At 51.9% G+C, this 20,795-nt stretch carries 15 protein-coding genes; all 15 read left to right on the top strand.

The genetic code is table 11. The annotated features are described in order from the left end of the window. Positions 1–4 precede the first annotated feature (4 nt). Positions 5–1,342, top strand: coding sequence for a type VI secretion system baseplate subunit TssK (gene tssK, locus Q9L42_RS16425; RefSeq protein WP_305907337.1), 1,338 nt, complete (start codon positions 5–7; stop codon positions 1,340–1,342). A gap of 6 nt (positions 1,343–1,348) precedes the next feature. Then, complete coding sequence (gene icmH, locus Q9L42_RS16420) at positions 1,349–2,683, top strand: type IVB secretion system protein IcmH/DotU (RefSeq protein WP_349431427.1); 1,335 nt, start codon at positions 1,349–1,351, stop codon at positions 2,681–2,683. A 10-nt stretch (positions 2,684–2,693) separates the two neighbouring features. Continuing rightward, on the top strand, positions 2,694–6,254 hold the full coding sequence (gene tssM / locus Q9L42_RS16415) for a type VI secretion system membrane subunit TssM (RefSeq protein ID WP_349431426.1): 3,561 nt from the start codon (positions 2,694–2,696) through the stop codon (positions 6,252–6,254). Further along, positions 6,236–7,816, top strand: coding sequence for a type VI secretion system-associated protein TagF (tagF, locus tag Q9L42_RS16410; protein ID WP_349431425.1), 1,581 nt, complete (start codon positions 6,236–6,238; stop codon positions 7,814–7,816). Before tssM ends, tagF begins: the two co-directional genes overlap by 19 nt. A gap of 322 nt (positions 7,817–8,138) precedes the next feature. Beyond that, the gene (gene tssA, locus Q9L42_RS16405) at positions 8,139–9,203 is read left to right on the top strand and encodes a type VI secretion system protein TssA (protein WP_305907343.1); all 1,065 of its coding nucleotides are present in this window, start codon (positions 8,139–8,141) and stop codon (positions 9,201–9,203) included. Positions 9,204–9,282: 79 nt separating this feature from the next. Next, positions 9,283–9,813 (top strand): type VI secretion system contractile sheath small subunit, encoded by a 531-nt coding sequence (gene tssB, locus Q9L42_RS16400; protein WP_349431424.1) that lies wholly within the window; start codon positions 9,283–9,285, stop codon positions 9,811–9,813. A 3-nt stretch (positions 9,814–9,816) separates the two neighbouring features. Then, on the top strand, positions 9,817–11,307 hold the full coding sequence (gene tssC, locus Q9L42_RS16395) for a type VI secretion system contractile sheath large subunit (protein WP_305907345.1): 1,491 nt from the start codon (positions 9,817–9,819) through the stop codon (positions 11,305–11,307). Positions 11,308–11,374: 67 nt separating this feature from the next. Further along, positions 11,375–11,857, top strand: coding sequence for an Hcp family type VI secretion system effector (locus Q9L42_RS16390; protein WP_305907346.1), 483 nt, complete (start codon positions 11,375–11,377; stop codon positions 11,855–11,857). 66 nt (positions 11,858–11,923) lie between these two features. Then, positions 11,924–12,721 carry a type VI secretion system accessory protein TagJ gene (locus tag Q9L42_RS16385; RefSeq protein ID WP_349431423.1) on the top strand — a complete coding sequence of 266 codons (798 nt, stop codon included), beginning with the start codon at positions 11,924–11,926 and terminating at the stop codon, positions 12,719–12,721. Between the two features lie 5 nt (positions 12,722–12,726). Beyond that, on the top strand, positions 12,727–13,230 hold the full coding sequence (tssE, locus tag Q9L42_RS16380; protein ID WP_305907348.1) for a type VI secretion system baseplate subunit TssE: 504 nt from the start codon (positions 12,727–12,729) through the stop codon (positions 13,228–13,230). Positions 13,231–13,232: 2 nt separating this feature from the next. Beyond that, complete coding sequence (gene tssF / locus Q9L42_RS16375; RefSeq protein ID WP_305907349.1) at positions 13,233–15,110, top strand: type VI secretion system baseplate subunit TssF; 1,878 nt, start codon at positions 13,233–13,235, stop codon at positions 15,108–15,110. Next, on the top strand, positions 15,110–16,093 hold the full coding sequence (gene tssG / locus Q9L42_RS16370) for a type VI secretion system baseplate subunit TssG (RefSeq protein WP_349431422.1): 984 nt from the start codon (positions 15,110–15,112) through the stop codon (positions 16,091–16,093). Before tssF ends, tssG begins: the two co-directional genes overlap by 1 nt. Before the next feature lie 492 nt (positions 16,094–16,585). Continuing rightward, positions 16,586–19,321: a type VI secretion system ATPase TssH gene (tssH, locus tag Q9L42_RS16365; protein WP_305907352.1), complete on the top strand. Its 2,736-nt coding sequence runs from the start codon at positions 16,586–16,588 to the stop codon at positions 19,319–19,321. 444 nt (positions 19,322–19,765) lie between these two features. Beyond that, positions 19,766–20,083, top strand: a complete 318-nt coding sequence (locus Q9L42_RS16360) for a hypothetical protein (protein WP_349431421.1) — start codon at positions 19,766–19,768, stop codon at positions 20,081–20,083. Positions 20,084–20,188: 105 nt separating this feature from the next. Further along, positions 20,189–20,791, top strand: coding sequence for a hypothetical protein (locus Q9L42_RS16355; RefSeq protein WP_305907354.1), 603 nt, complete (start codon positions 20,189–20,191; stop codon positions 20,789–20,791). The last annotated feature ends 4 nt before the right edge of the window (positions 20,792–20,795 follow it).

Genomic DNA, 20,795 nt, shown 5'->3' with positions numbered 1-20,795 from the left:
CAATATGTCTGAAAATAACCGCGTGGTCTGGTCGGAAGGAATGTTTCTGCGGCCGCAGCATTTTCAACAACATGACCGCTATATCGAGGCATTGCTGAGGGGGCGTTGTGAAGGCTTGCAAAGCTATGACTGGGGGGTCGGCAAGCTGAGAATAGATCAGCGCCAATTGGGGATGGGCAAGTTGGCGCTGGCCGAGTGCAAAGGCATTTTTCCCGACGGTACGCCCTTTAATCTGCCGGTCGATGACAATTTGCCGGAGCCGATAGAAATTCCCACCGATGTGCAAAATAGTATCGTCTATCTGGCCTTTCCGGCGCGCTTGGAAGGGGCGGTTGAGATAGATAGCCAGGAAAAGCCGAATAATTTGGCGCGCTATCACGGCCATGAAACCGAAGTCAGGGATCATAACAGCAACAGCAATGAAACCGCGACCGTCGTCGTCGGCAAGTTGAATTGTCGCTTGTTATTGGAGCATCAGGAGCGGGCCGGCTATATCTGCATTGGCGTCGCCAGGGTGATCGAATCGCGGGTCGATAAAAATATCATTCTCGATGATGACTACATCGCTCCGGCCATCAATTGCCAGGCGCTGCCGCGACTGCAGGATTTTATCAAAGAGATTACCGGTTTATTGCATACGCGCGGAGAGGCGCTAGGCGGCCGGGCCTCGGAGGCCGGACGCGGCGGTGTGGCGGAAATTTCAGATTTTTTGTTGCTGCAGGTGGTCAATCGAACGGAACCGTTGTTCCAGCACCTACAGCATATTGCCACGTTGCATCCCGAGCAGCTTTATCGCATCGCGGTGCAACTTGCCGGCGAACTGTCGACATATGCCAAGGCTAACAAACGTCCGGTTGCCTTGCCGCCTTATCAACATGAGGATTTGGAAAAAACTTTTTCCTATGTGATGGAAGAGATCAGGGATTGTCTCAGCATGGTGCTGGAGCAGAACGCCATTCCGATTCCATTGACGCCGCCGAAATACGGTACTCGGGCCGCCAAAATCCCAGACTATAATCTGTTGGACAACGCTTTTTTTGTGCTGGCGGTAAACGCCCAGGTCTCGACAGAACAGTTGCGCAGCCGTTTCCCCGGTCAGGTCAAAATCGGCCCAGTGGAACAAATCCAACAACTGGTCAGATCGGCGTTGCCGGGCATTACCGTCCATTCGTTGCCGGTCGCGCCCAGACAGATTCCTTATCATGCCGGCTTTTCCTATTTTGAATTGAATAAACAGGGCGAGCTTTGGCAGCAAATGCGTCATTCCGGCGGTTTTGCGATTCATATTGGCGGAGATTTTCCGGGATTGGAAATCGAATTTTGGGCAATCAAAAATGGGTGATGAATCGTGAATCAAGATGACCCTTTCGCGAATTTCGAGGATGACGACAAGACGGTTCTGAAACCGTCGCCGGGTCGTCAGCGTAAACCACAAGCCTCCCCTACACCTCCGCCGGAATCGTTGCCTCCGGTGACACCGCCGGAAGGGGGCGTGCAGCAGCAATTGCAGCTGCAGTCGGATACTAATCCATTGCTCGGCAGCGCCTTGCCGATTCTGGCGCTGGTGATGCCGTTGCGCAATAGCGCCTCCCACCATGACATCGGGGGTCTGAGAAATGCCGTGATCAATGAAATCAAGGCTTTCGATCAGCAGGCGAGAGGCAAGGGCTGTGCCGCGGCGCAAGTGCAAACCGCACGCTACCTATTATGCTCGTTGGTCGATGAAGTGGTGTTGAATACGCCTTGGGGAGGCAATAGCATCTGGGCGACGCAAGGTATGTTGATTACTTTCCATAAGGAATCCTGGGGCGGGGAGAAATTTTTCCAGGTCTTGGACAACGTCATTGGTCAGCCGGGCATCTATCTGGATTTGCTCGAGGTGTTTTATTATTGCTTGAGTCTTGGCTTCGAGGGCAAATACCGCGTCCTGCAACGCGGTTCCGATCGATTGCAAGAAGTCAGGGAAAATCTTTATCGGGTGATACAGCGGCAAAAGGGCGATTTTGACAGAGAATTGTCTTTGCAATGGCGCGGCATCACCGATAAACGTAATGTCTTGGCCAAATACGTCCCCTTATGGGTGATCGGTTTGGCGACGGCGGCTTTTTTGATGTTGTTGTTCTTAGGCTTTCTTTATTCGATTAATCAAACTTCCGGGCCGCTGATGGGGCAGCTCTATCAGATCAAGGATGCCATCAAGGCGCCCGCGCCTGCACCGATGGTCGTCGAGCAAAAACCGCTTGAAGTAGCGGTGGTCGAGCCGACGGTATTGGAGAAAATCAGGTCGTTTCTACAGCCGGAAATAGAGCAGAAAAAGGTTGCCGTGCTAGATCAGGACGGGCAAACGATGATCCGGATTTTAGCCAAGAGTTTCTTTGCCTCCGGTTCCGACAACATTCGCGATCGTCATCTGCCGTTGTTGAATAGAATCGCGCAGGCCTTGGAGGTGGTCAAGACGCCGATTACCGTGGTCGGGCATACCGACAATGTGCCGATTTTCACCGCGCGTTTTCCGTCGAATTGGGATTTATCACGCGCCCGCGCTCAAGCCGTCGCCGATGTATTGAGAAAGCATCAGTTAAAGCATGTCATTGCCGAGGGGCGGGCCGATACGCAGAGCCTGGTCCCCAATGATACTGCGGCGCACAGAGCCCTGAATCGGCGCGTAGAAATTAATTTTTAATGGGACCATCGTGAAGAAAGTCATTAATTTCTGTAAAAATAAGTGGGTGATACAGTTCTTGGGCATCACCGCGCTGTGTCTATTGATCTGGTTTTTGGCGCCGTTGATTGCGGTGGGCGGAAAAGTATTGCTTGAATCCGAGTTGTCGCGTTGGGTAGTGATATTGATTATTTTCATCGGCTGGCTGCTTAATATTCTGCGTTTGCAGATTAAAGCCGGTAAAACCAATGCGCAATTGACCGATGAATTGAGTCAAACCTCGGAAAAAACCGAATTGCAAGGCGCTCCAATTGCGGATCAGGAAGTCGGCGATCTGAAAAACCATTTCGACAACGCCTTGCAAACGTTAAAAACGGCCAAACATAAAACCAGTGCCGGTAATTTTTATTTATATGAGCTGCCCTGGTACATCATAATCGGGCCGCCAGGCTGCGGTAAAACCACGGCGCTGGTTAATTCGGGATTGGAATTTCCATTGGCGGGGCGTTTCGGCAAAAATGCCGTGCAAGGTATCGGCGGCACGCGCAACTGTGATTGGTGGTTTACCGATCAGGCGGTGATGTTGGATACCGCCGGCCGTTACACCACCCAAGACAGTCACGAGGCTACCGACAAGGCGGCATGGTCGGGTTTTTTGCAATTGCTGAAAAAATACCGGCCGAGAAGACCTCTGAACGGCGTGCTGGTGGCGATGAGTTTATCGGACCTGCTTAAATTTACCGAACAGGAACGGGCCGTTCATGCTCACGCGATCAGACAACGAGTCCAGGAATTAAACGAACAGCTGGGTATCCGGGTGCCGGTTTACATGATGTTCACCAAGGCCGATCTGGTCGCCGGCTTCATGGATTATTTTGCCGACCTGGGCAAAGAGGAGCGTGCCCAGGTCTGGGGCGTCACTTTTCCAGAATACGGGGAAGGCGGAAATGACAGTTTTATCGAGCGTTTCGGCGATGACTACCAGCAATTATTATCACGTCTGGATAAAGGCCTGCTCAAACGCATGCAGGAAGAACGTGATCTGGGGCGGCGGCAATCAATTTTCGGTTTCCCGCAGCGCATGGCCTTGTTAAAAGAACCGCTCAACGCATTTTTGCAGGATTGCTTCGGCGCCAATCGTTATCAGACCCCGCCATTGTTGCGCGGAGTTTATCTGACCAGCGGCACACAGGAAGGCACGCCGATCGATCGCCTGATGGGGGTGCTGGCCAATACCTTCAAGCTGCAACGCGCTTCGATGCCGGTGTTCAGCGGCAAGGGCAAGAGTTATTTTTTGACTCGCCTATTGAAGGAAGTCATCTTCGCCGAATCCGAGCTGGTCGGTTTGAACAAAAAAGTGGAACAGCGCCGGACCTTATTACAGCGTCTGTTTTACGGGGCGGCGGTCGCGACGGTGGTGGTGTTTTGCGGATTGTGGACCCACAGCTTTATTCAGAATGATGACCGGATCGATCAATTCGTCCAGCGGGCTCAACACTATCAGACTTTGCCGGCGCTCAGTCAGGACGGCAACGCTACCGACTTCCTACCGCTGTTGGCGAAAATGGACGCCTTGCGCTCGCTGCGCGACACCTATCCGAAAGACGATGTACCGCTGACGATGCGCATGGGCTTGTATCAGGGCGGGAAATTAAGGCCGGTGGCGGAGTCGGCTTATATCAAGCTGTTGCAGCAGCGTTTTTTGCCGATGATCAAGACCCGTCTCGAACATCGGTTACTGGGCACCGAATCTAGCAATCCCGAAATTCTTTATCAATTGCTAAGGGTCTACCTGATGTTGGGCGCGACCGATAAGGCCGAAATCAGCGTCATACGACCATGGATTAGAGTGGACTGGAGTAATCAATATCCGCAGGAGACCGAGCAACATTTATCGGCCCATTTGGATGCGTTGTTGGCTAGGCCTTTGCCGCCTCAAAACGTCGACCGGCAGTTGATCGGCGAGGTCAGAAAAATTCTGACTAGGGTGCCGGTGGCTCAACAGATTTATATGCGCATCAAGGAAGAGGCGCTGCGCAATCATGACGATGATTTCAGGCTCAGCGAGGCGCTGGGGATCAGCGGTAGTCGGGTGTTTTCGGCGACCAGCGGCAGTCTTGACGAGGTGTTTATACCCGGTTTTTTCACCTATCGGGGATTTCATCAGGTCTTTCTGAACGAAAGCAAGGATCTGGCCAAGCAGACGGTCGAGCAACGCTGGGTGCTCGGTGATGAGAATGTCCTCGGAGTCGGTGATTCCAAGCAATTGGAAGGCAAGCTGATCAAATATTATTACAACGAATTCATCAAGCGTTGGGATGATATGTTGGCCAGTCTGAGAATTCGCAGAACGGCCAATATCCATCAATCGGTCGAGGTCCTGGAAACCGTATCCAGCTTCGATTCGCCGCTGCGCAAACTGTTGCAGGCGCTGGATAAACAAACGTCGTTGACCCGGGTTTCCGCGTCTGCGCCGTTGGCCGCGGTGGATAAATTGAAACAAGGCGTCGAAGCGGGCGGCGGCGACAGGATGCAGAAATTATTGAGCGCGGCGAAATCGGCTGGTGTCGAGGTCGACAGTGTCGATCGTTCCGGCAAGGAGGTTGAGCGTCATTTTCAACCCCTGGTGAGCTTGGTCAGGCAAAGCGGACCTGACGCGCCCATCGATCAAATCATCGCCAATCTGGGACAGTTGTATGCTTACATGGCCGATTTGGGTACGACATCGAATACCGGCGAGGCCGCGATGAATCTGGCGATGCAACGTAGCGGCGGTGGCGGCAACGATATCATCGCCAAACTGCAGTTACAGGCTTCCCGCTTGCCGGAACCGATGAAAGGCTGGGTCAAGACCCTGGCTTCCGCGAATTGGGGATTGATTCTCGGTGGCGTAAAAGGGCAATTAAACAAGGCTCTGCAAAGCGAATTGGGCGACCTGTGCAATGCCGGGCTGGAGGGGCGCTACCCTCTCGTTAAAAGCAGTCAAAGCGAAATCACCCTGCAGGACTTCGGTAAGTTTTTTGCGCCGAACGGCTTGATCGACCAATTTTTCAATACCCATCTGAAACAGTTTGTCGACACCAGCGGCAGGCGCTGGAAATTGATTTCCCAGGATAATCAATCGATCGGCATTTCCGCATCGACGCTCAGAACCTTTCAGAATGCCGCCAAGATCAAAGAGATTTTTTTCTCGTCAGGTGGAGCCTTGCCTAGGGTGCATTTTCAATTGAAACCGCTTTATCTCGATGCCAAAGCGGCCAAGTTCTGGTTGAATTTGGAAGGTCAACAGGCCACCTATCGTCATGGTCCGACCCGGGCGGTTCCTTTTCAATGGCCCGGCAGTCAGCCCGGTCTGGTCAGATATGGCTTTGAAACCTTGGACGGCAGGCAGTTGAGCCGCTCGGAAGAAGGCGCATGGGCCTGGTTCAGGGTGCTGGATAAGATGCAAATTTCCCAGATCGCCAGCAATAAATTCGATATTACTTTCACCTTGGAAGGGCTAAGCGCACGCTATGAGTTAACGGCGAATAGCGTCATCAACCCCTTTGTCGCGAAAGAGCTGAACGGTTTCCGATGTCCGAACAGAATTTAACCGAGTCATCCGTATCAGCACCGGGCTTTTACGGCAAGTTGCCGGTGTTGGGTGATTTTGTCTCGCGGCGTATCGGGCATGATTTTATTGCCGGTTGGGATCATTGGATGCAAAGCGCCCTGGCTTGCAGTAAGGAGGCGTTGGGCGAACAGTGGTTGGAGTGTTATTTAACCAGCCCGATCTGGCGTTTTCTGTTGTCGCCAGGAATCTGCGGGAATCAGGCCTGGGCCGGGGTGGTGATGCCTAGCGTGGACAGAGTCGGCCGTTATTTTCCGTTGACGATTGCGGTCGCCGTTGAGGACATCGCCGATTTGATGCTGTTCACGCCTGCGGCCGAGGCCTGGTATGTGGAAATTGAAAATATCGCCTTGTCGGCCTTGGAGCAGGATCTGACGGCCGATGAAATCGATCGGCGCTTGATCCGGGTCGACAGCCGTTGCTGGCGTGATAAAAGCGTCATTTCGCTAGAGGATGATAACCATGCCGGCCAGGCAACCGGCAAAATGGCTTGTTTTATCCAGTCACAGAGCGCCGAACCGTCATTGAACGACAATCTTGCGGGATTGAATAATTGCTTGATCAATCATTGTCTTTTAGGCTATAGCTTATGGCATACTCGGGGCTCCGAAACGATCAAGGCCGGGATGCTGATGTGCGAAGGTTTGCCGCCGGTTCATGCTTATGCTGGCCTGTTATCCGGTCACATGTCAAATCGGGGCTGGAATTTGCAAAAAAAACTGATTGCCGTTCAAGCTGAATCACGACCAATGATGGAAGCTTCTCCGGCTGATGATGTGTTATTGACCGAGCCTCTGGGCGAGCAAAAAACCTTGGTATGGCGCTCGCAATCGGCGATTAATCGTGGTAAACGCAGGAAATTGAATGAGGACGCCTTGCTCGATCGGCCCGACAAGGGACTGTGGGTGGTTGCAGACGGCATGGGAGGGCATCAGGCCGGCGAAGTGGCCAGCCACATGATCGTTGAAGCGATGGCCGAAGAGCAGCCGGGATACGATTTAGAACAATCGGTTGAGCGGACCATGGCGTGTTTACGCCAGGTCAATGCGCGATTGCGTCAATTGGCGCAGTCGCGCTATGGCGATCAGATCATCGGCAGCACCGTCGTCGCACTGATTGCCGGCGGAGACCGTTTGGCATGCATTTGGGCCGGAGACAGTCGTCTTTATCGCTTACGCGAGCGGCATTTGCAGCAGCTGACGGTTGATCATAGCGAAGATGCGACGCCGTTGGCGGCGTTATCCGCTGGCGACATGCAATCGCTGAAAAGCAACAATGTCATCACGCGGGCGGTCGGCGCCTTCGATGAGCTGGAATTGGACTGCGAATACCTCAGTTCTCGTCCCGGTGATAAATATTTGCTCTGCAGTGATGGCGTGGATAAGGAGTTAAGTCCGGTTGAAATAGAGCGTATATTGAATCAGGATAATGAGGATGATGCCGAGGCATTGATGGGGGAAGTATTGGCCAGGCAAGCCAGGGACAATATCAGTATCATCGTCGTCGAAGTCAGTGGAAAGGATTCGTGTTTATTTCAGCTTTAGCGCTATACTCGAAAGCTAGATGTCGACAACCGTTGTGAATGAAACGCTGGTTACAATGAGTCTCGTCAGACAAAGAACGGCGCATTTTTTTCTCGACGTAGAGCGATCTTAGCAGGATTTATTCGCCGTTTCTTTTTCTATCTATTTAGGGTCTTGCAGTCTTTAGGGAGCAGGTCATTGATTTCTCGGGACGCGTGAATACATCCGTGTAAGCTCTGACTGCAACATCCTGTTGCAGACAGCCCGATAAATCAATAACCTACTCCCTCTGAAAAAAACTATACTGAATAGTTACTCAGTTTGATCAATAGGAGTTATTTAGGTGAGTGTCGAAATAGAGGACTATTTAAATGAAATTGATGCCGAACAGTCTTGTGGTGAAGATTTGGAGTACGATCCTGATTTCATTGCCCTAGAACAAGCGATTAAAGGCAAGCCTGAGCAACAGATCGGCGACACGATACAGGAAGCGGAGCCGCCCAATTGGAAGGAAGTTAGGAAAGCGGCGGAGCAATTGCTGGCGCGCACCCGAGATTTTCGCGTGTTGATTTTTTATCTACGCGCGTTGGCTGCATTGGAGGGATTTGCAGGTTTTGCCCAAGGACTGGAATTGCTGAAGAAGTTGACCGAATCGTTTTGGCAGGATATTCATCCGCAGTTGGATCCGGACGATGATAACGATCCGACCGAGAGGATCAACATCTTGATGTCATTATGTGATTTCGAGACGCTGCTCAGGCCTATACAGCATATACCGTTGGTGGAATCACGCGCGTTCGGTAAATTCACCCTAATGGATATTCATGTCGCCGAAGGTCAGGCGACGGCGTCGGAAGGCGAGGCTCCGCAGTCGTCGGATATCGATGGTGCGTTTCAGGACTGCGATGGTGAACAATTAGTCAAGACTGCCCGGGCAATCGCCGACAGCCAGCAGTATCTAAACGATCTGGAGAATTTTGTCACCGAACAGGTGGGCGTCGGTGATGCTCCCAGTTTTGCCGATCTCAGGAAGCTATTGAAAGAAATCGACGTCATTTTATCCGCATGGATCGATAGACGCGCTCTGCAAGCCGATGATGCCCCCGAGGCTGAAACGGCGTCAGCGGAAACGGCGCAAGGCGAAACCGCTGCGACGCCAAGTCGCGCTGCGCCCCAGACTGCCGTCAGCACGATCAATAACAGTGAAGATGTTCGCAAGGCGCTGAATTTGATTTGCGACTATTATAAAAAGCACGAGCCTTCCAGTCCGGTGCCTATTCTACTGCATCGCGTACTTCGTTTAGTCGGCAAGGATTTTATGGAAATCATGAAGGACATGGCGCCGAATGGCGTCGAGCAGGTTGAGTTCTTAAGCGGAGCAGCGGATCACGAATCATCCCCAGAATAATCGTTTGTCGCAATGCTGATTGTCAAATATGAAGTTATCACTATTGTTCCAGTAATACCCACTATCCCAGGAGTCTATCATGGCTGAAAGTAGTCAAAAGTTTATTGCGCGCAATCGTGCGCCCAGAGTTCAAATCGAATATGACGTCGAGCTTTACGGCGCGGAAAAAAAAGTTCAGTTGCCTTTCGTGATGGGGGTGATGGCAGACTTATCCGGCAAGCCGGTCGATCCGCTAGCGCCTGTCGCCGATCGTAAGATGTTGGAAATCGATGTCGATAATTTCGATGAGCGTTTGAAGGCGATGAAGCCGAGAGCAGCCTTCAACGTGCCCAACACGCTGACCGGCGAAGGTAATCTCAGTGTCGACATTACCTTCGACAGCATCGATGATTTTTCTCCGGCCGCAGTAGCCAGCAAGGTTGATGGGCTGAAGCAATTACTGGAGGCCAGGACGCAATTAGCCAATTTAATGACCTATATGGACGGCAAGACCGGCGCCGAGGATCTGATTGCCAAGGCCATCAGCGATCCTGCTTTGTTACAATCTTTGGTCGCGGCGCCTAAACCGGACGACTCACAAGCATCAGAAAAGAAAGAAGGAGAGGAATAAACCATGGCTGAGTTAGAAAAAGAAGAAGCCCAGGCGGAAGCTCAAGTTGGCGAAGCCGGTGATTTCTCCGCATTGCTGCAAAAGGAATTCAAACCCAAGTCTGAACGCGCCAAGGAGGAGGTTGAAAATGCGGTGCAGACCTTGGCCGAATATGTCTTGAAGGATACCTCGATCGTTTCCGAAGACGCGCTGAATTCGATTCAGGCCGTCATCGCTCAGATCGATAAAAAATTGACCGAACAAGTCAATCTGATTATTCATCATGAAGATTTTCAGCAGTTGGAAAGCGCCTGGCGGGGACTGCATTATCTGGTGAACAATACCGAAACCGATGAGATGCTGAAAATCAGGGTGATGAATATCTCTAAAAAGGAACTCGGCAAGACGCTGAAAAAATTCAAAGGCACCGCCTGGGATCAAAGTCCTTTGTTCAAAAAGCTCTACGAAGAGGAATACGGTCAATTCGGTGGCGAACCTTTCGGTTGTCTGGTTGGCGATTATTATTTCGACCATTCGCCTAAGGATGTCGAGATGTTAAGCCAAATAGCGCAAATCTCCGCCGCCTCGCATTCGCCATTCATTACCGGCGTCGCGCCGACGACCCTGCAGATGGATTCCTGGGGCGAATTGGCCAATCCACGCGATCTAACCAAAATCTTCTCCACGCCTGAATACGCGTCTTGGCGTTCACTGCGTGAATCGGAAGATGCTAAATATCTGGGTTTGGCGATGCCGCGTTTTCTGTCGCGTTTGCCTTATGGCGCCGGAACTGATCCGGTCGATGAATTCGACTTCGAAGAGGATACCGCGGCCGCGGACAGCAGCAAATACACCTGGTCCAATGCCGCTTATGCAATGGCGACTAACATCAATCGCTCATTCAAGCTATATGGCTGGTGTTCGCAAATCCGCGGTATCGAATCCGGCGGCGCGGTGGAAGGCTTGCCGGTCCACACCTTTCCGACCGACGATGGCGGCGTGGATATGAAATGTCCGACTGAAATCGCGATTAGCGACCGCAGAGAAGCGGAACTGGCTAAATCGGGTTTCATGCCCTTGATTCATAAGAAGAACTCCGATTTCGCCGCATTCATTGGCGCGCAGTCGTTGCACAAACCAGCCGAGTATGATGATCCCGATGCGACGGCGAACGCCAATCTTGGGGCGAGACTGCCTTATTTGTTCGCGACCTGTCGCTTTGCCCATTATCTGAAATGTATCGTGCGCGACAAGATCGGTTCCTTTAAGGAACGTCAGGATATGGAATCTTGGTTGAATAGCTGGATTAGCAATTATGTATTAAGCAATCCGGCCGTAGCGTCGGAAAAGGATAAGGCGCGCCGTCCGTTGGCCGGCGCCGAAGTCGTCGTCGAAGAAGTCGAGGGTAATCCCGGTTATTATCAGTCTAAGTTCTTTCTGCGGCCTCATTATCAATTGGAAGGCTTGACGGTATCGTTGCGTTTAACGTCTAAGTTGCCTTCGCAAAAAGGCTAGTTTTTGGAAATATCGTTGTAGAGCGATTGTTTCTTGGTTTTGTATTTAAATTTTTGGAGGAAATACCATGATCTTGTTAAATTTCGAGACAGCAATTAAAGGCGACAGCACTGTTGCAGACCACGCGGACTGGATTACGATTGATTCGTTTCAATTTGGCGTGGGTCGAGCGATCACTGCGAGCGGCGGCGGTCAAGACCGGGAAACCAGCAACCCTTCATTTTCCGAGGTCACGTTAACCAAGTCCATGGATAAGGCATCTACGGAATTGATGATGCAGGCGACTTGCGGCAAATCGCTGGGTAAGGCCACGATTCATTTTATCCAAACCGGCGGCGCAGACGCCAAGGGTCAAGAATATCTGGAATATGTGCTGCATGATGCGATTATCAGCAGCTATAGCGTATCCAGCGGTGGTGAGCGGCCGTCAGAATCGATTTCCATCAACTTTAACGGTTTCCAAACCAAGTATAACGCCTTTACCGAAGGCGGGACGGTCAGTAAAGGCGAACAAAAAGGTTGGGATTTGATGAAAAACGAAGCCATATAAACAACAAAGTCACGGAGAACAATCCCATGTTGTTCTCCGTTTTTTTGTTTGCCAAAAGGGGCAATGATGGACATAACGCAATTATTAACGGAAGGCGATCTGCAAGCGGCGCTCAAGGAAGTTCAGCAGCAAATTCGCAGCAACCCGGCCGAAGCCAAGCATCGTATTTTGCTGTTTCAAATTCAGGTGTTGCTGGGGCAATGGGATAAAGCCAGAACGCAACTGGACGTACTGAAAGACTTGGATGATTCCGCCCGCTTCATGGTGCAGACCTATCAGCAAGTATTGTTATGCGAAGGCATTCGTAAGGATGTGTTTGCCGGCAAAAGAGCGCCTTTGATTTTCGGAGAACCCGATCCTTGGATCGCCTTGCTGCTGGAAGCCTTGTATCTGGATGCAGATGGCAAGCATGCGGAAGCCGCTAAATTGAGAGTCGATGCCTTGGAACAGGCCCCGACCAGCGGCGGCCGGATCGATGAACAGCCATTTGCTTGGATTGCCGATGCCGATAACCGCATCGGGCCAATGCTCGAGGTCATTGTCAATGGTCAGTATTATTGGGTTCCATTTCAGCGTCTGAAACAGATTAACCTGATGGCGCCGGCCGATTTACGCGATTTCGCTTGGGCTCCGGCTGAATTCATCTGGGTTAATGGCGGCGAGGCGATGGGCTTCATTCCGAGCCGCTATTCCGGATCTGAGGACAGTAGCGATGGCGCTATTCAGCTCGCTCGTAAAACCGAATGGCGACAGGTTTTCGACGATACCTATTATGGGCTAGGGCAAAGGATGTTAATCACCGATCAGAATGACTATTCTTTGTTGGATATTCGTCAGATTCAGTTTGCCGGCGAAGGCGAATAATTGTTATGGCCGAGCTGACGCCGAAAGAGAGACTGCAGCCTTCATTATTGGACCGGCTGACCGATGACGAGCCGGGGAAGAAGCAGGAGTCACGAGACAAAAGAGTCTTATCGATGCATAAATTGCGGCAATCGGTGCTGCGCGATATTTCCTGGCTGATGAACGCCAGTTCGCTGGATACCGTGGAGAATCTGGATCAATACCCGGAAGTCGCGCGTTCCGTCGTCAATTACGGCATTAAAGACTTGTCGGGTCGGTTATTATCGGGCAGCAATTTGGCCGAGATCGAACGAAATGTGAAACAGGCTATACAGCAATATGAGCCGAGGATATTGCCCCATACCTTGAATATTCATATGACTTCATCGGACGATAAAATGAGCCAAATGGCCATTGTTTTCGATATTGAAGCCAGTCTATGGGCGCAACCGCTGCCCTTGCATCTCTATTTGCGCACGGAAATCAATAAGGTGACCGGAGACGTCGATTTGCGTGATTTGGACGGTTAGGCATGGACCCACGTTTGCTTAAATACTACAACTCGGAATTGCACCATCTGCGTGAGATGGGCGGAGAATTTGCCGCGGAATTCCCGAAAATCGCCGCGCGTTTGGGTATGGACGGCTTCGAATGCGCCGATCCCTATGTCGAAAGGTTGCTGGAAGGCTTCGCCTTTATGGCGGCCAGGGTTCAACTTAAGGTCGATAGTGAATTTCCGCGTTTCACTCAGCATCTGCTGGAAATGGTCTATCCTAATTATCTGGAACCGACCCCTTCGATGACCGTGGTTCAGTTTCAGCCCGATTTGAGTGAAGGTTCGTTGAATGAGGGCTTCGTTATTCCCAGAGATACCGCGCTACGCAGTCAAATCGGCAAAGGCGAACAGACCGCCTGCGAATACCGCAGCGCACATGATGTGACGTTATGGCCGCTGGAAATCAGCGAGGCCGAATATCTGCCCAGTGTCGGCGCGGTCGCCAATCTGGGGGCGCCGAGCCTGAACGGTCTGAAGGCGGGGATTCGTCTCCGGCTTAGAACCACGGCGGGGTTGAAATTCAATCAAATTAAATTGGAAAGCCTGCCGGTTTATTTGCGCGGTCACGGCGAATTGCCGATGCAGCTATACGAACAATTATTGAGCGATGCCTTCGCCGTCTGCATGCAGCCGGTGGAAAAAACGTCGGACCGCTGGCGGCATCTCGTCAAAGAACAGCCGGTACGGCGGTTAGGGTTCGGTGACGATGAAGCCTTGCTGAAATATTCGCCGCGCTCTTTTCAGGGTTATCGCTTGCTGCAGGAATATTTTGCCTTGCCTGAGCGATTCATGTTTGTCGAACTGGGCGGATTCAAACAGGCGGTACGACAATGCGACAGCCAGGAAATGGATTTGATCGTGCTGCTTAAACGCAGCCATTCTAAATTGATCAATTCGGTCGACGCATCGCAATTTGCCTTATTCTGCAGTCCGGCGATCAATTTGTTTCCCAAGCAGGTGGATCCGATTCATATCAATCAAAAGCTCTCGGAATACCATGTTGTTCCCGACCGCTCGAGACCGATGGATTTTGAGGTTTGCCAGGTCAGACAGGTCGTCGGTAGCGGCAATGGCGAAGAGACCGTCGATTTTCAACCTTTTTATCAATATAGCGACGAGCGCAACCATCAACGGCAACCGGCTTATTATTCATTGCACCGTGCGCAGCGTGTCGTTTCATCCAAACAGAGACGGCACGGGCCGCGTTCGAGTTATATCGGTAATGAGGTGTTCATCACCTTGGTCGATGCCGAGGCGCCGCCTTATAGTAGTGAACTCCGGCAGTTATCGATCAAGACCCTGTGCAGTAATCGTGATTTGCCGTTGTTGATGCCGCTGGGCGCTGCAAAAACCGACTTCACGATGCAAAAAGGCGCGCCGATTGCGAGCATACGCTGTCTGGCTGGGCCGACCAAGCCCCGACCCTCGAATGCCTATGACAATACCGCCTGGAGTTTAATCAATCATCTGACGCTGAACTATCTGAGCTTGATCGACCACAGCGAAAAAGAAGGGGCGGTCGCGCTTCGTCATTTGTTAAAGCTCTACGGAGACTATGGCGATGCATCGGTTAGCAGGCAAATAGAGGGCTTGTTATCGGTTAAAGCGGATAATATCGTTCGCCGGGTTAACAGCCGAGGGCCGATCGTTTTCGCGCGCGGCATGGAAATTTCGTTGAATTTCGAAGAGGCGGCTTTCGAAGGCAGCGGCGTTTTTTTATTGGGCGCGGTATTGGAGCAGTTTTTAGCGCGTTATGTTTCCATTAACTCATTTACAGAAACCGTGATCCGCTCGACCGATCGCGAGGAAATCATCAGATGGCCGGCGAGAACAGGGCAACGAAAGATCATTTAATGCGGATTCTGCATCAACAGACCTATCAATATGGCTTCTTTCATGCGCTGCGTCTGATCGAGTGCGCCTATCCGGAAAAACCGTTGATAGGGCAGTCGAAAAGGCCGGGCGATGATCCGGTCAGGTTTGGCCAGGAGGTGTCGCTGGCTTTTGAAGCTTCGACCCTGAGCCGATTCGTTCCCGGCAATGACGGCAGGCCTGCGCGCCTGAATCAGCTTTTTTTCGGTTTGTTTGGGCCGAATGGGCCGATGCCGTTGCACATTACCGAATATGTCAGGATCCGCCAACACAATTATCATGACCATACCCTGGCTAGATTCGCCGATATTTTCCACCACCGGATGATCAGCCTGTTTTACCGGGCCAAGGCCAATACCGAGCCGGCATATAGCTTCGACAGACCGAATCGAAACCGTTTCGGTCATTATCTGGGCGCATTGACGGGAATCGGTGATGCCGCCTGTCGGCAACGCGATGCGATGCCGGATCTGGCCAAATTCCATTACGCCGGCTTCTTGTCTGCGCAGGCCAAGAATGCCGACGGATTGATCGCCATCCTGACCGATTTTTTTAAATTGCCGGTTCAGCTCGAAGATTTTATCGGCGAATGGCTGGGTATCGAACAAAATGAACAAACCCGTCTGGGCGATTCGATCAACACCGGTCAGTTAGGCGTCTCGGTCGTGTTGGGCAGCAAGGTCTGGGGGTGTCAGCATAAGTTTCGCATTGTGTTCGGACCCTTGACGTTGGATGAATATAACAGTTTGTTGCCGGCCGGACAGCGTTTGGCGACCTTGATCGCGATCGTACAGAATTACACCGGCTTTGAATTTAGCTGGGATGTCAATCTGGTATTAAAAAAGGATCAGGTGCCGATGAGCCGTTTGGACGGCGATTCGCGTCTGGGCTGGAACAGCTGGTTGGGGCTGCGTTCGGCCGACAACGATGCCGATGATTTGCTGCTGAATCCTTTACAGATCTGAGCGATGCACAGCGTGAAGGTATCCCAGCAATTCCCACTTTGGCGTTCAAAAAGGGCATGGGGTGTGTCTGTCGAGGAGCGCCGTTCACCCAGCACCTAAATTATCCTGGAATGTAAAATATAGTCCAGTAGCCATGGAATTTAGGTGCTGGGTGGGGGCCTGGCGGCGGACTCCCTGTCGCCGACATCCTTGCCAAACACACCTCAAGCCCTCTTTGTTATCCAAATATGGGAATCGCTCGAAGGTATAGCCATGCAGTTGAATTTGTAACTATTCAGTATCTTTCAGGGTTTAGGGAGTAGACCATTGATTTCTCGGGACGCGTGAATACATCCATGTAAGCTCTGGCTGCAACGTCCTGTTGCAGACAGCCCGATAAATCAATAGCCTACTCCCTCTGATAAAAATACGCTGAATAATTACTTGAATTCTTGAAAAACAGTCTAACGCCGGATAATAACAATTGAATAACCATCAAGCTGGGAGTGAAGTATGAGCGAAATTAGCCGTGTCGCATTGTTCGGTAAGCTGAATAATGTGTGTTACAAAGCCATTGAGGGCGCCACCGTTTTTTGTAAAATGCGCGGCAATCCCTATGTGGAGTTGGCTCATTGGCTGCATCAGATTTTACAGTTGCAGGACTCCGATCTGCATAAGATCATCCGCCACTTCAATCTTGAGCCGGCCCGGGTCGCCAAGGACTTTACCGATGCCTTGGACAGCCTGCCGAGAGGGTCGACGTCGATTTCCGATCTATCCTCACATGTCGAGGAGGCCGTGGAACGCGGATGGGTATTCGGCACCCTGATGTTTGGCGAGTCCCAGGTTCGTTCCGGTTTCCTGGTGGTTGGCATATTGAAGACCAAGGGACTTAATCACGCCTTGCTGAGCATTTCCAAGGAATTCGACAAAATCAAACTCGATAGTTTGACCGATGGCTTTTATGACATCGTCAGCGGTTCTCCGGAAGATGGCTTGTCCGCCTCCGATGGCTCTCATGTCGGCGGGGGCGCCGTGCCCGGCGAAGCCAGCGGCGCCATGGCGCCGGCGCAGATGGGCAAACAGGAAGCGCTACAGCAATTCACCGTCGATCTGACCGAACAGGCGCGTTCCGGAACCATGGACCCGATTGTCGGCCGGGATGAAGAGATCAGGCAAGTAATCGATATTCTGATGCGCAGACGGCAAAACAACCCAATGCTGACCGGTGAGGCCGGTGTCGGTAAAACGGCTGTCGTCGAAGGCTTCGCACAAAAGATTGTCGCCGGCGATGTGCCGCCGCCGCTGCAAGACGTGACGCTGCGGACGCTAGATGTCGGTTTGTTGCAGGCTGGCGCCAGTATGAAAGGGGAATTCGAGAATCGCCTGCGTCAGGTGATCGAAGAGGTTCAGTCCTCGGAAAAAGCCATCATCCTTTTCATCGACGAAGCGCATACGCTCGTCGGCGCCGGCGGGGCGGCCGGCACCGGAGACGCGGCCAACTTGTTGAAGCCGGCTTTGGCGCGTGGTACGTTGCGTACGGTCGCCGCGACCACCTGGGCGGAATACAAGAAACACATCGAAAAAGATCCGGCCTTGACCCGCCGTTTTCAAGTGGTGCAAATCGATGAGCCGAATGAGGAGAAAGCCATCCTGATGATGCGCGGTGTCGCGACGATGATGGAGAATCACCATAAGGTGCAGGTGCTCGACGAGGCTTTGGAAGCCGCGGTCAAATTATCGCATCGTTACATTCCGGCCCGACAATTGCCGGACAAATCGGTCAGCCTGCTGGATACCGCCAGCGCCCGCGTCGCCATCAGTCAGTTCGCGGTGCCGGCCGAAGTCGATGACAGCCGTAAACGCATTGCCGCGTTGGAGACGGAATTACGCATCATCGACAGGGAAAAAACGGTCGGTGTCGAAATCGGTCAACGCGAACAGCTGGCGCTGGAAAAGATGGAGCAGGAAAAACAAAGACTGCAAGTATTGGACAAGCGCTGGAACGATGAACGCGAACTGGTGCAGAAAATTCTCGATTTGCGCAAACAGTTACGAGAGGCCACCGGCAAGGTGGAAAGTTCCGACAGCGATCTGGAGAAAGCCGTCGATCAAACCGCAGAACAAGGTGGAACCGAAGCGACGGTCTCGACCGAATCCAGTCAACAAATGTTGAGCGAGTTACAGGATTTGCAGGGCCAGTTGCATCAGTTGCAGGGCGAGGACCCTCTGATACTGCCCAGTGTCGATGCACAGGCCGTCGCTTCGGTGGTCGGCGACTGGACCGGTATCCCGGTCGGCAAAATGGTCAAAAACGAAATCGAAACGGTCCTGCATTTGGCAGATACCCTGGAGAAACGCATCATCGGTCAACGTCATGCGCTGGATATGATTGCACGGCGGATACAGACATCCAGGGCCGGGTTGGATAACCCCAACAAGCCGATCGGCGTGTTCATGCTGGCCGGCACGTCCGGGGTCGGCAAGACCGAAACCGCGCTGGCGCTCGCCGAAGCCTTATACGGCGGCGAACAGAACGTGATCACGATCAACATGAGTGAATATCAGGAGGCTCATACCGTCTCGACGTTGAAAGGGGCGCCTCCGGGCTACGTCGGCTACGGCGAGGGCGGAGTCCTGACCGAGGCGGTCAGACGCAGGCCTTATAGTGTCGTGTTGCTGGATGAAGTGGAAAAAGCCCATCCCGATGTGCATGAGATTTTCTTTCAGGTCTTCGACAAAGGCTGGATGGAAGACGGCGAAGGACGGATCATAGACTTTAAGAATACCCTGATTCTGTTGACGACCAACGCCGGTACCGACTTGATCGCCAATCTCTGCAAAGATCCGGATTTGATGCCGGATCCGGAAGGCATCTCCAAGGCCTTGCGGGAACCTTTATTGAAAGTATTTCCGCCGGCATTATTGGGACGTTTGGTCGTCATCCCTTATTATCCGTTAAGCGATGAAATGATCGCGACGATTGCGAAACTGCAGTTGAAACGCATCGAAAAACGCATCGAAGAAAGCCATAAGGTTCCGTTCAGTTACGATGACGACGTAATCAAACTGATCGCTGAACGTTGCACCGAAGTGGAAAGCGGCGGGCGTATGATCGATGCGATTCTGACCAATACCGTGTTGCCGCGCATCAGTGAAGAATTTCTGCAACGAATGATGGAGGGGCAGACTGTATCTCGGACTCATGTCAAGGTCGATAATGGGGAATTTGCTTATGAATTTGACTAGAATGATCAGGATGTCGTGATGGGTTGCTGCGGCACGAACCCAACGCAGTCAAAGCTGATTCCGACCTAATACATAGTCAATATTATTTTGTCGGCAATTGTGAATGTAGCTGCGGATTTAGCCGCGCCATGCGATTGAATTCGCACCTACCGCAGCCATTCACATCAGTTTAGGCGTTTTTACGGTGTTTAGGGCATGGGGTGGGCTGTCGAGGAGCATCCTCGCCAAACACACCCCATGCCCTTTTTGAACGCAAAACTGGGAAGGGCTGGCGCTTACCGAGTACCTGTCATATATAAAATGACTGAGTACTAGGCGCCGATCTGAAAATCGGTCTAAGAATTTTACCTAACCGGTGTTTTTCGGCGCGTCAAATGCTAAAGGCGGCCAAAACTATCGCTCATGGCCGTCATGTTTCGGTAACTGGACATTCCCTCGGGGGGATTGGCTCAGGTCATCGGCAGATGGGAAGGCGTTCCATTTGTCGCCTTTGATGCGCCGGCGATGAAGAGCGTAATGGCGGCGGCGAAGGTCAATATCTTCAAACCGATGATGATGGTTCGGGCCTGGAAAGCGCAAAAAGCCAGCGATCTCTCCGGATTGAATTTCAGAATCGCCGATGATGTGGTAAGTTCCCATATTCAGGGCTTGGCTGGGAATCATCTAGGCATGGTCGTTGATTTGCTTAATGTAACGGGAGGCGGCTCACAGGGTAAGGAAATTGCCGGCAAACCGTCTTACAGTCGGACTGGGCGAATGTAGACCCTTTTGAGGCCTTATAATCATGATCGATCCGCGCGGACATTTGGGCGCTTCATTAGGAGGTTAAGTTGGTTAATTGTGTAAAACTAGATCGTCGGAGAGTCGATGGCTAGAGCAAGAAAGTACAGCCGGCAGGATGTCAACGATATTTTGTATGCCAGTGAGCGTCGCTTAAGCCCGGTCAGCGGGGAACGTGGCCATGCCTTGGAAAAACATGTAGGCGTCGGTGGTTTGCAGATATCGGATCGATTGCGGGGGACATTGACAACCAGCACTACCCGTCCTCTGGTGATGGATGAATTCGGCAAAGTAAGACCGGAAGCAGAACATCGCGATATCTGGCGCAGACTGACTCCTGGATCGACAACCAAGCAATTAAAACAGGACTTTAGAACGAATATCGAGAATTTTGTTTCACGCTCCGGATCGTTTATCGATTTACAGCAGGCTATCATCGTCGGCAAATATGTGCTTAATTGTCAGGAAGGCCAGGCGGCTTTGGCTAAACTGGATCAAGGGCTTGAGAATAGAGTCGCCGTGACGGTTTCAATGCATAGTCTGGAGTGGACACAGGGGGCGTGGAAAATGAATTTTGCCAGTAGAGAAAATGATATCACTCACGAAGAAGAGTTCGGCAAGGCCTTCATGCTGATTGATAAACTGGATCTGGATCAGATTCATATTCAGACATTTTTTCCGCTTAAATAAACAG

This window comes from Methylomarinum sp. Ch1-1 (assembly GCF_030717995.2).
GTDB classification, from domain to species: Bacteria; Pseudomonadota; Gammaproteobacteria; order Methylococcales; family Methylomonadaceae; genus Methylomarinum; species Methylomarinum roseum.
The sequence above is the reverse complement of the archived record's forward strand: the minus strand, read 5'-3'. Positions and strand labels throughout refer to the sequence as shown.

What these genes read in the sequence shown, in the direction of transcription:
- tssG (WP_349431422.1), top strand. Translation starts at nt 15,110, where the DNA reads ATGCGGATTCTGCATCAACAGACCTATCAATATGGCTTCTTTCATGCG.
- tssK (WP_305907337.1), top strand. Translation starts at nt 5, where the DNA reads ATGTCTGAAAATAACCGCGTGGTCTGGTCGGAAGGAATGTTTCTGCGG.
- Q9L42_RS16385 (WP_349431423.1), top strand. Translation starts at nt 11,924, where the DNA reads ATGGACATAACGCAATTATTAACGGAAGGCGATCTGCAAGCGGCGCTC.
- tssF (WP_305907349.1), top strand. Translation starts at nt 13,233, where the DNA reads ATGGACCCACGTTTGCTTAAATACTACAACTCGGAATTGCACCATCTG.
- tssE (WP_305907348.1), top strand. Translation starts at nt 12,727, where the DNA reads ATGGCCGAGCTGACGCCGAAAGAGAGACTGCAGCCTTCATTATTGGAC.
- Q9L42_RS16355 (WP_305907354.1), top strand. Translation starts at nt 20,189, where the DNA reads ATGGCTAGAGCAAGAAAGTACAGCCGGCAGGATGTCAACGATATTTTG.
- Q9L42_RS16390 (WP_305907346.1), top strand. Translation starts at nt 11,375, where the DNA reads ATGATCTTGTTAAATTTCGAGACAGCAATTAAAGGCGACAGCACTGTT.
- tssH (WP_305907352.1), top strand. Translation starts at nt 16,586, where the DNA reads ATGAGCGAAATTAGCCGTGTCGCATTGTTCGGTAAGCTGAATAATGTG.
- tagF (WP_349431425.1), top strand. Translation starts at nt 6,236, where the DNA reads ATGTCCGAACAGAATTTAACCGAGTCATCCGTATCAGCACCGGGCTTT.
- tssB (WP_349431424.1), top strand. Translation starts at nt 9,283, where the DNA reads ATGGCTGAAAGTAGTCAAAAGTTTATTGCGCGCAATCGTGCGCCCAGA.
- tssC (WP_305907345.1), top strand. Translation starts at nt 9,817, where the DNA reads ATGGCTGAGTTAGAAAAAGAAGAAGCCCAGGCGGAAGCTCAAGTTGGC.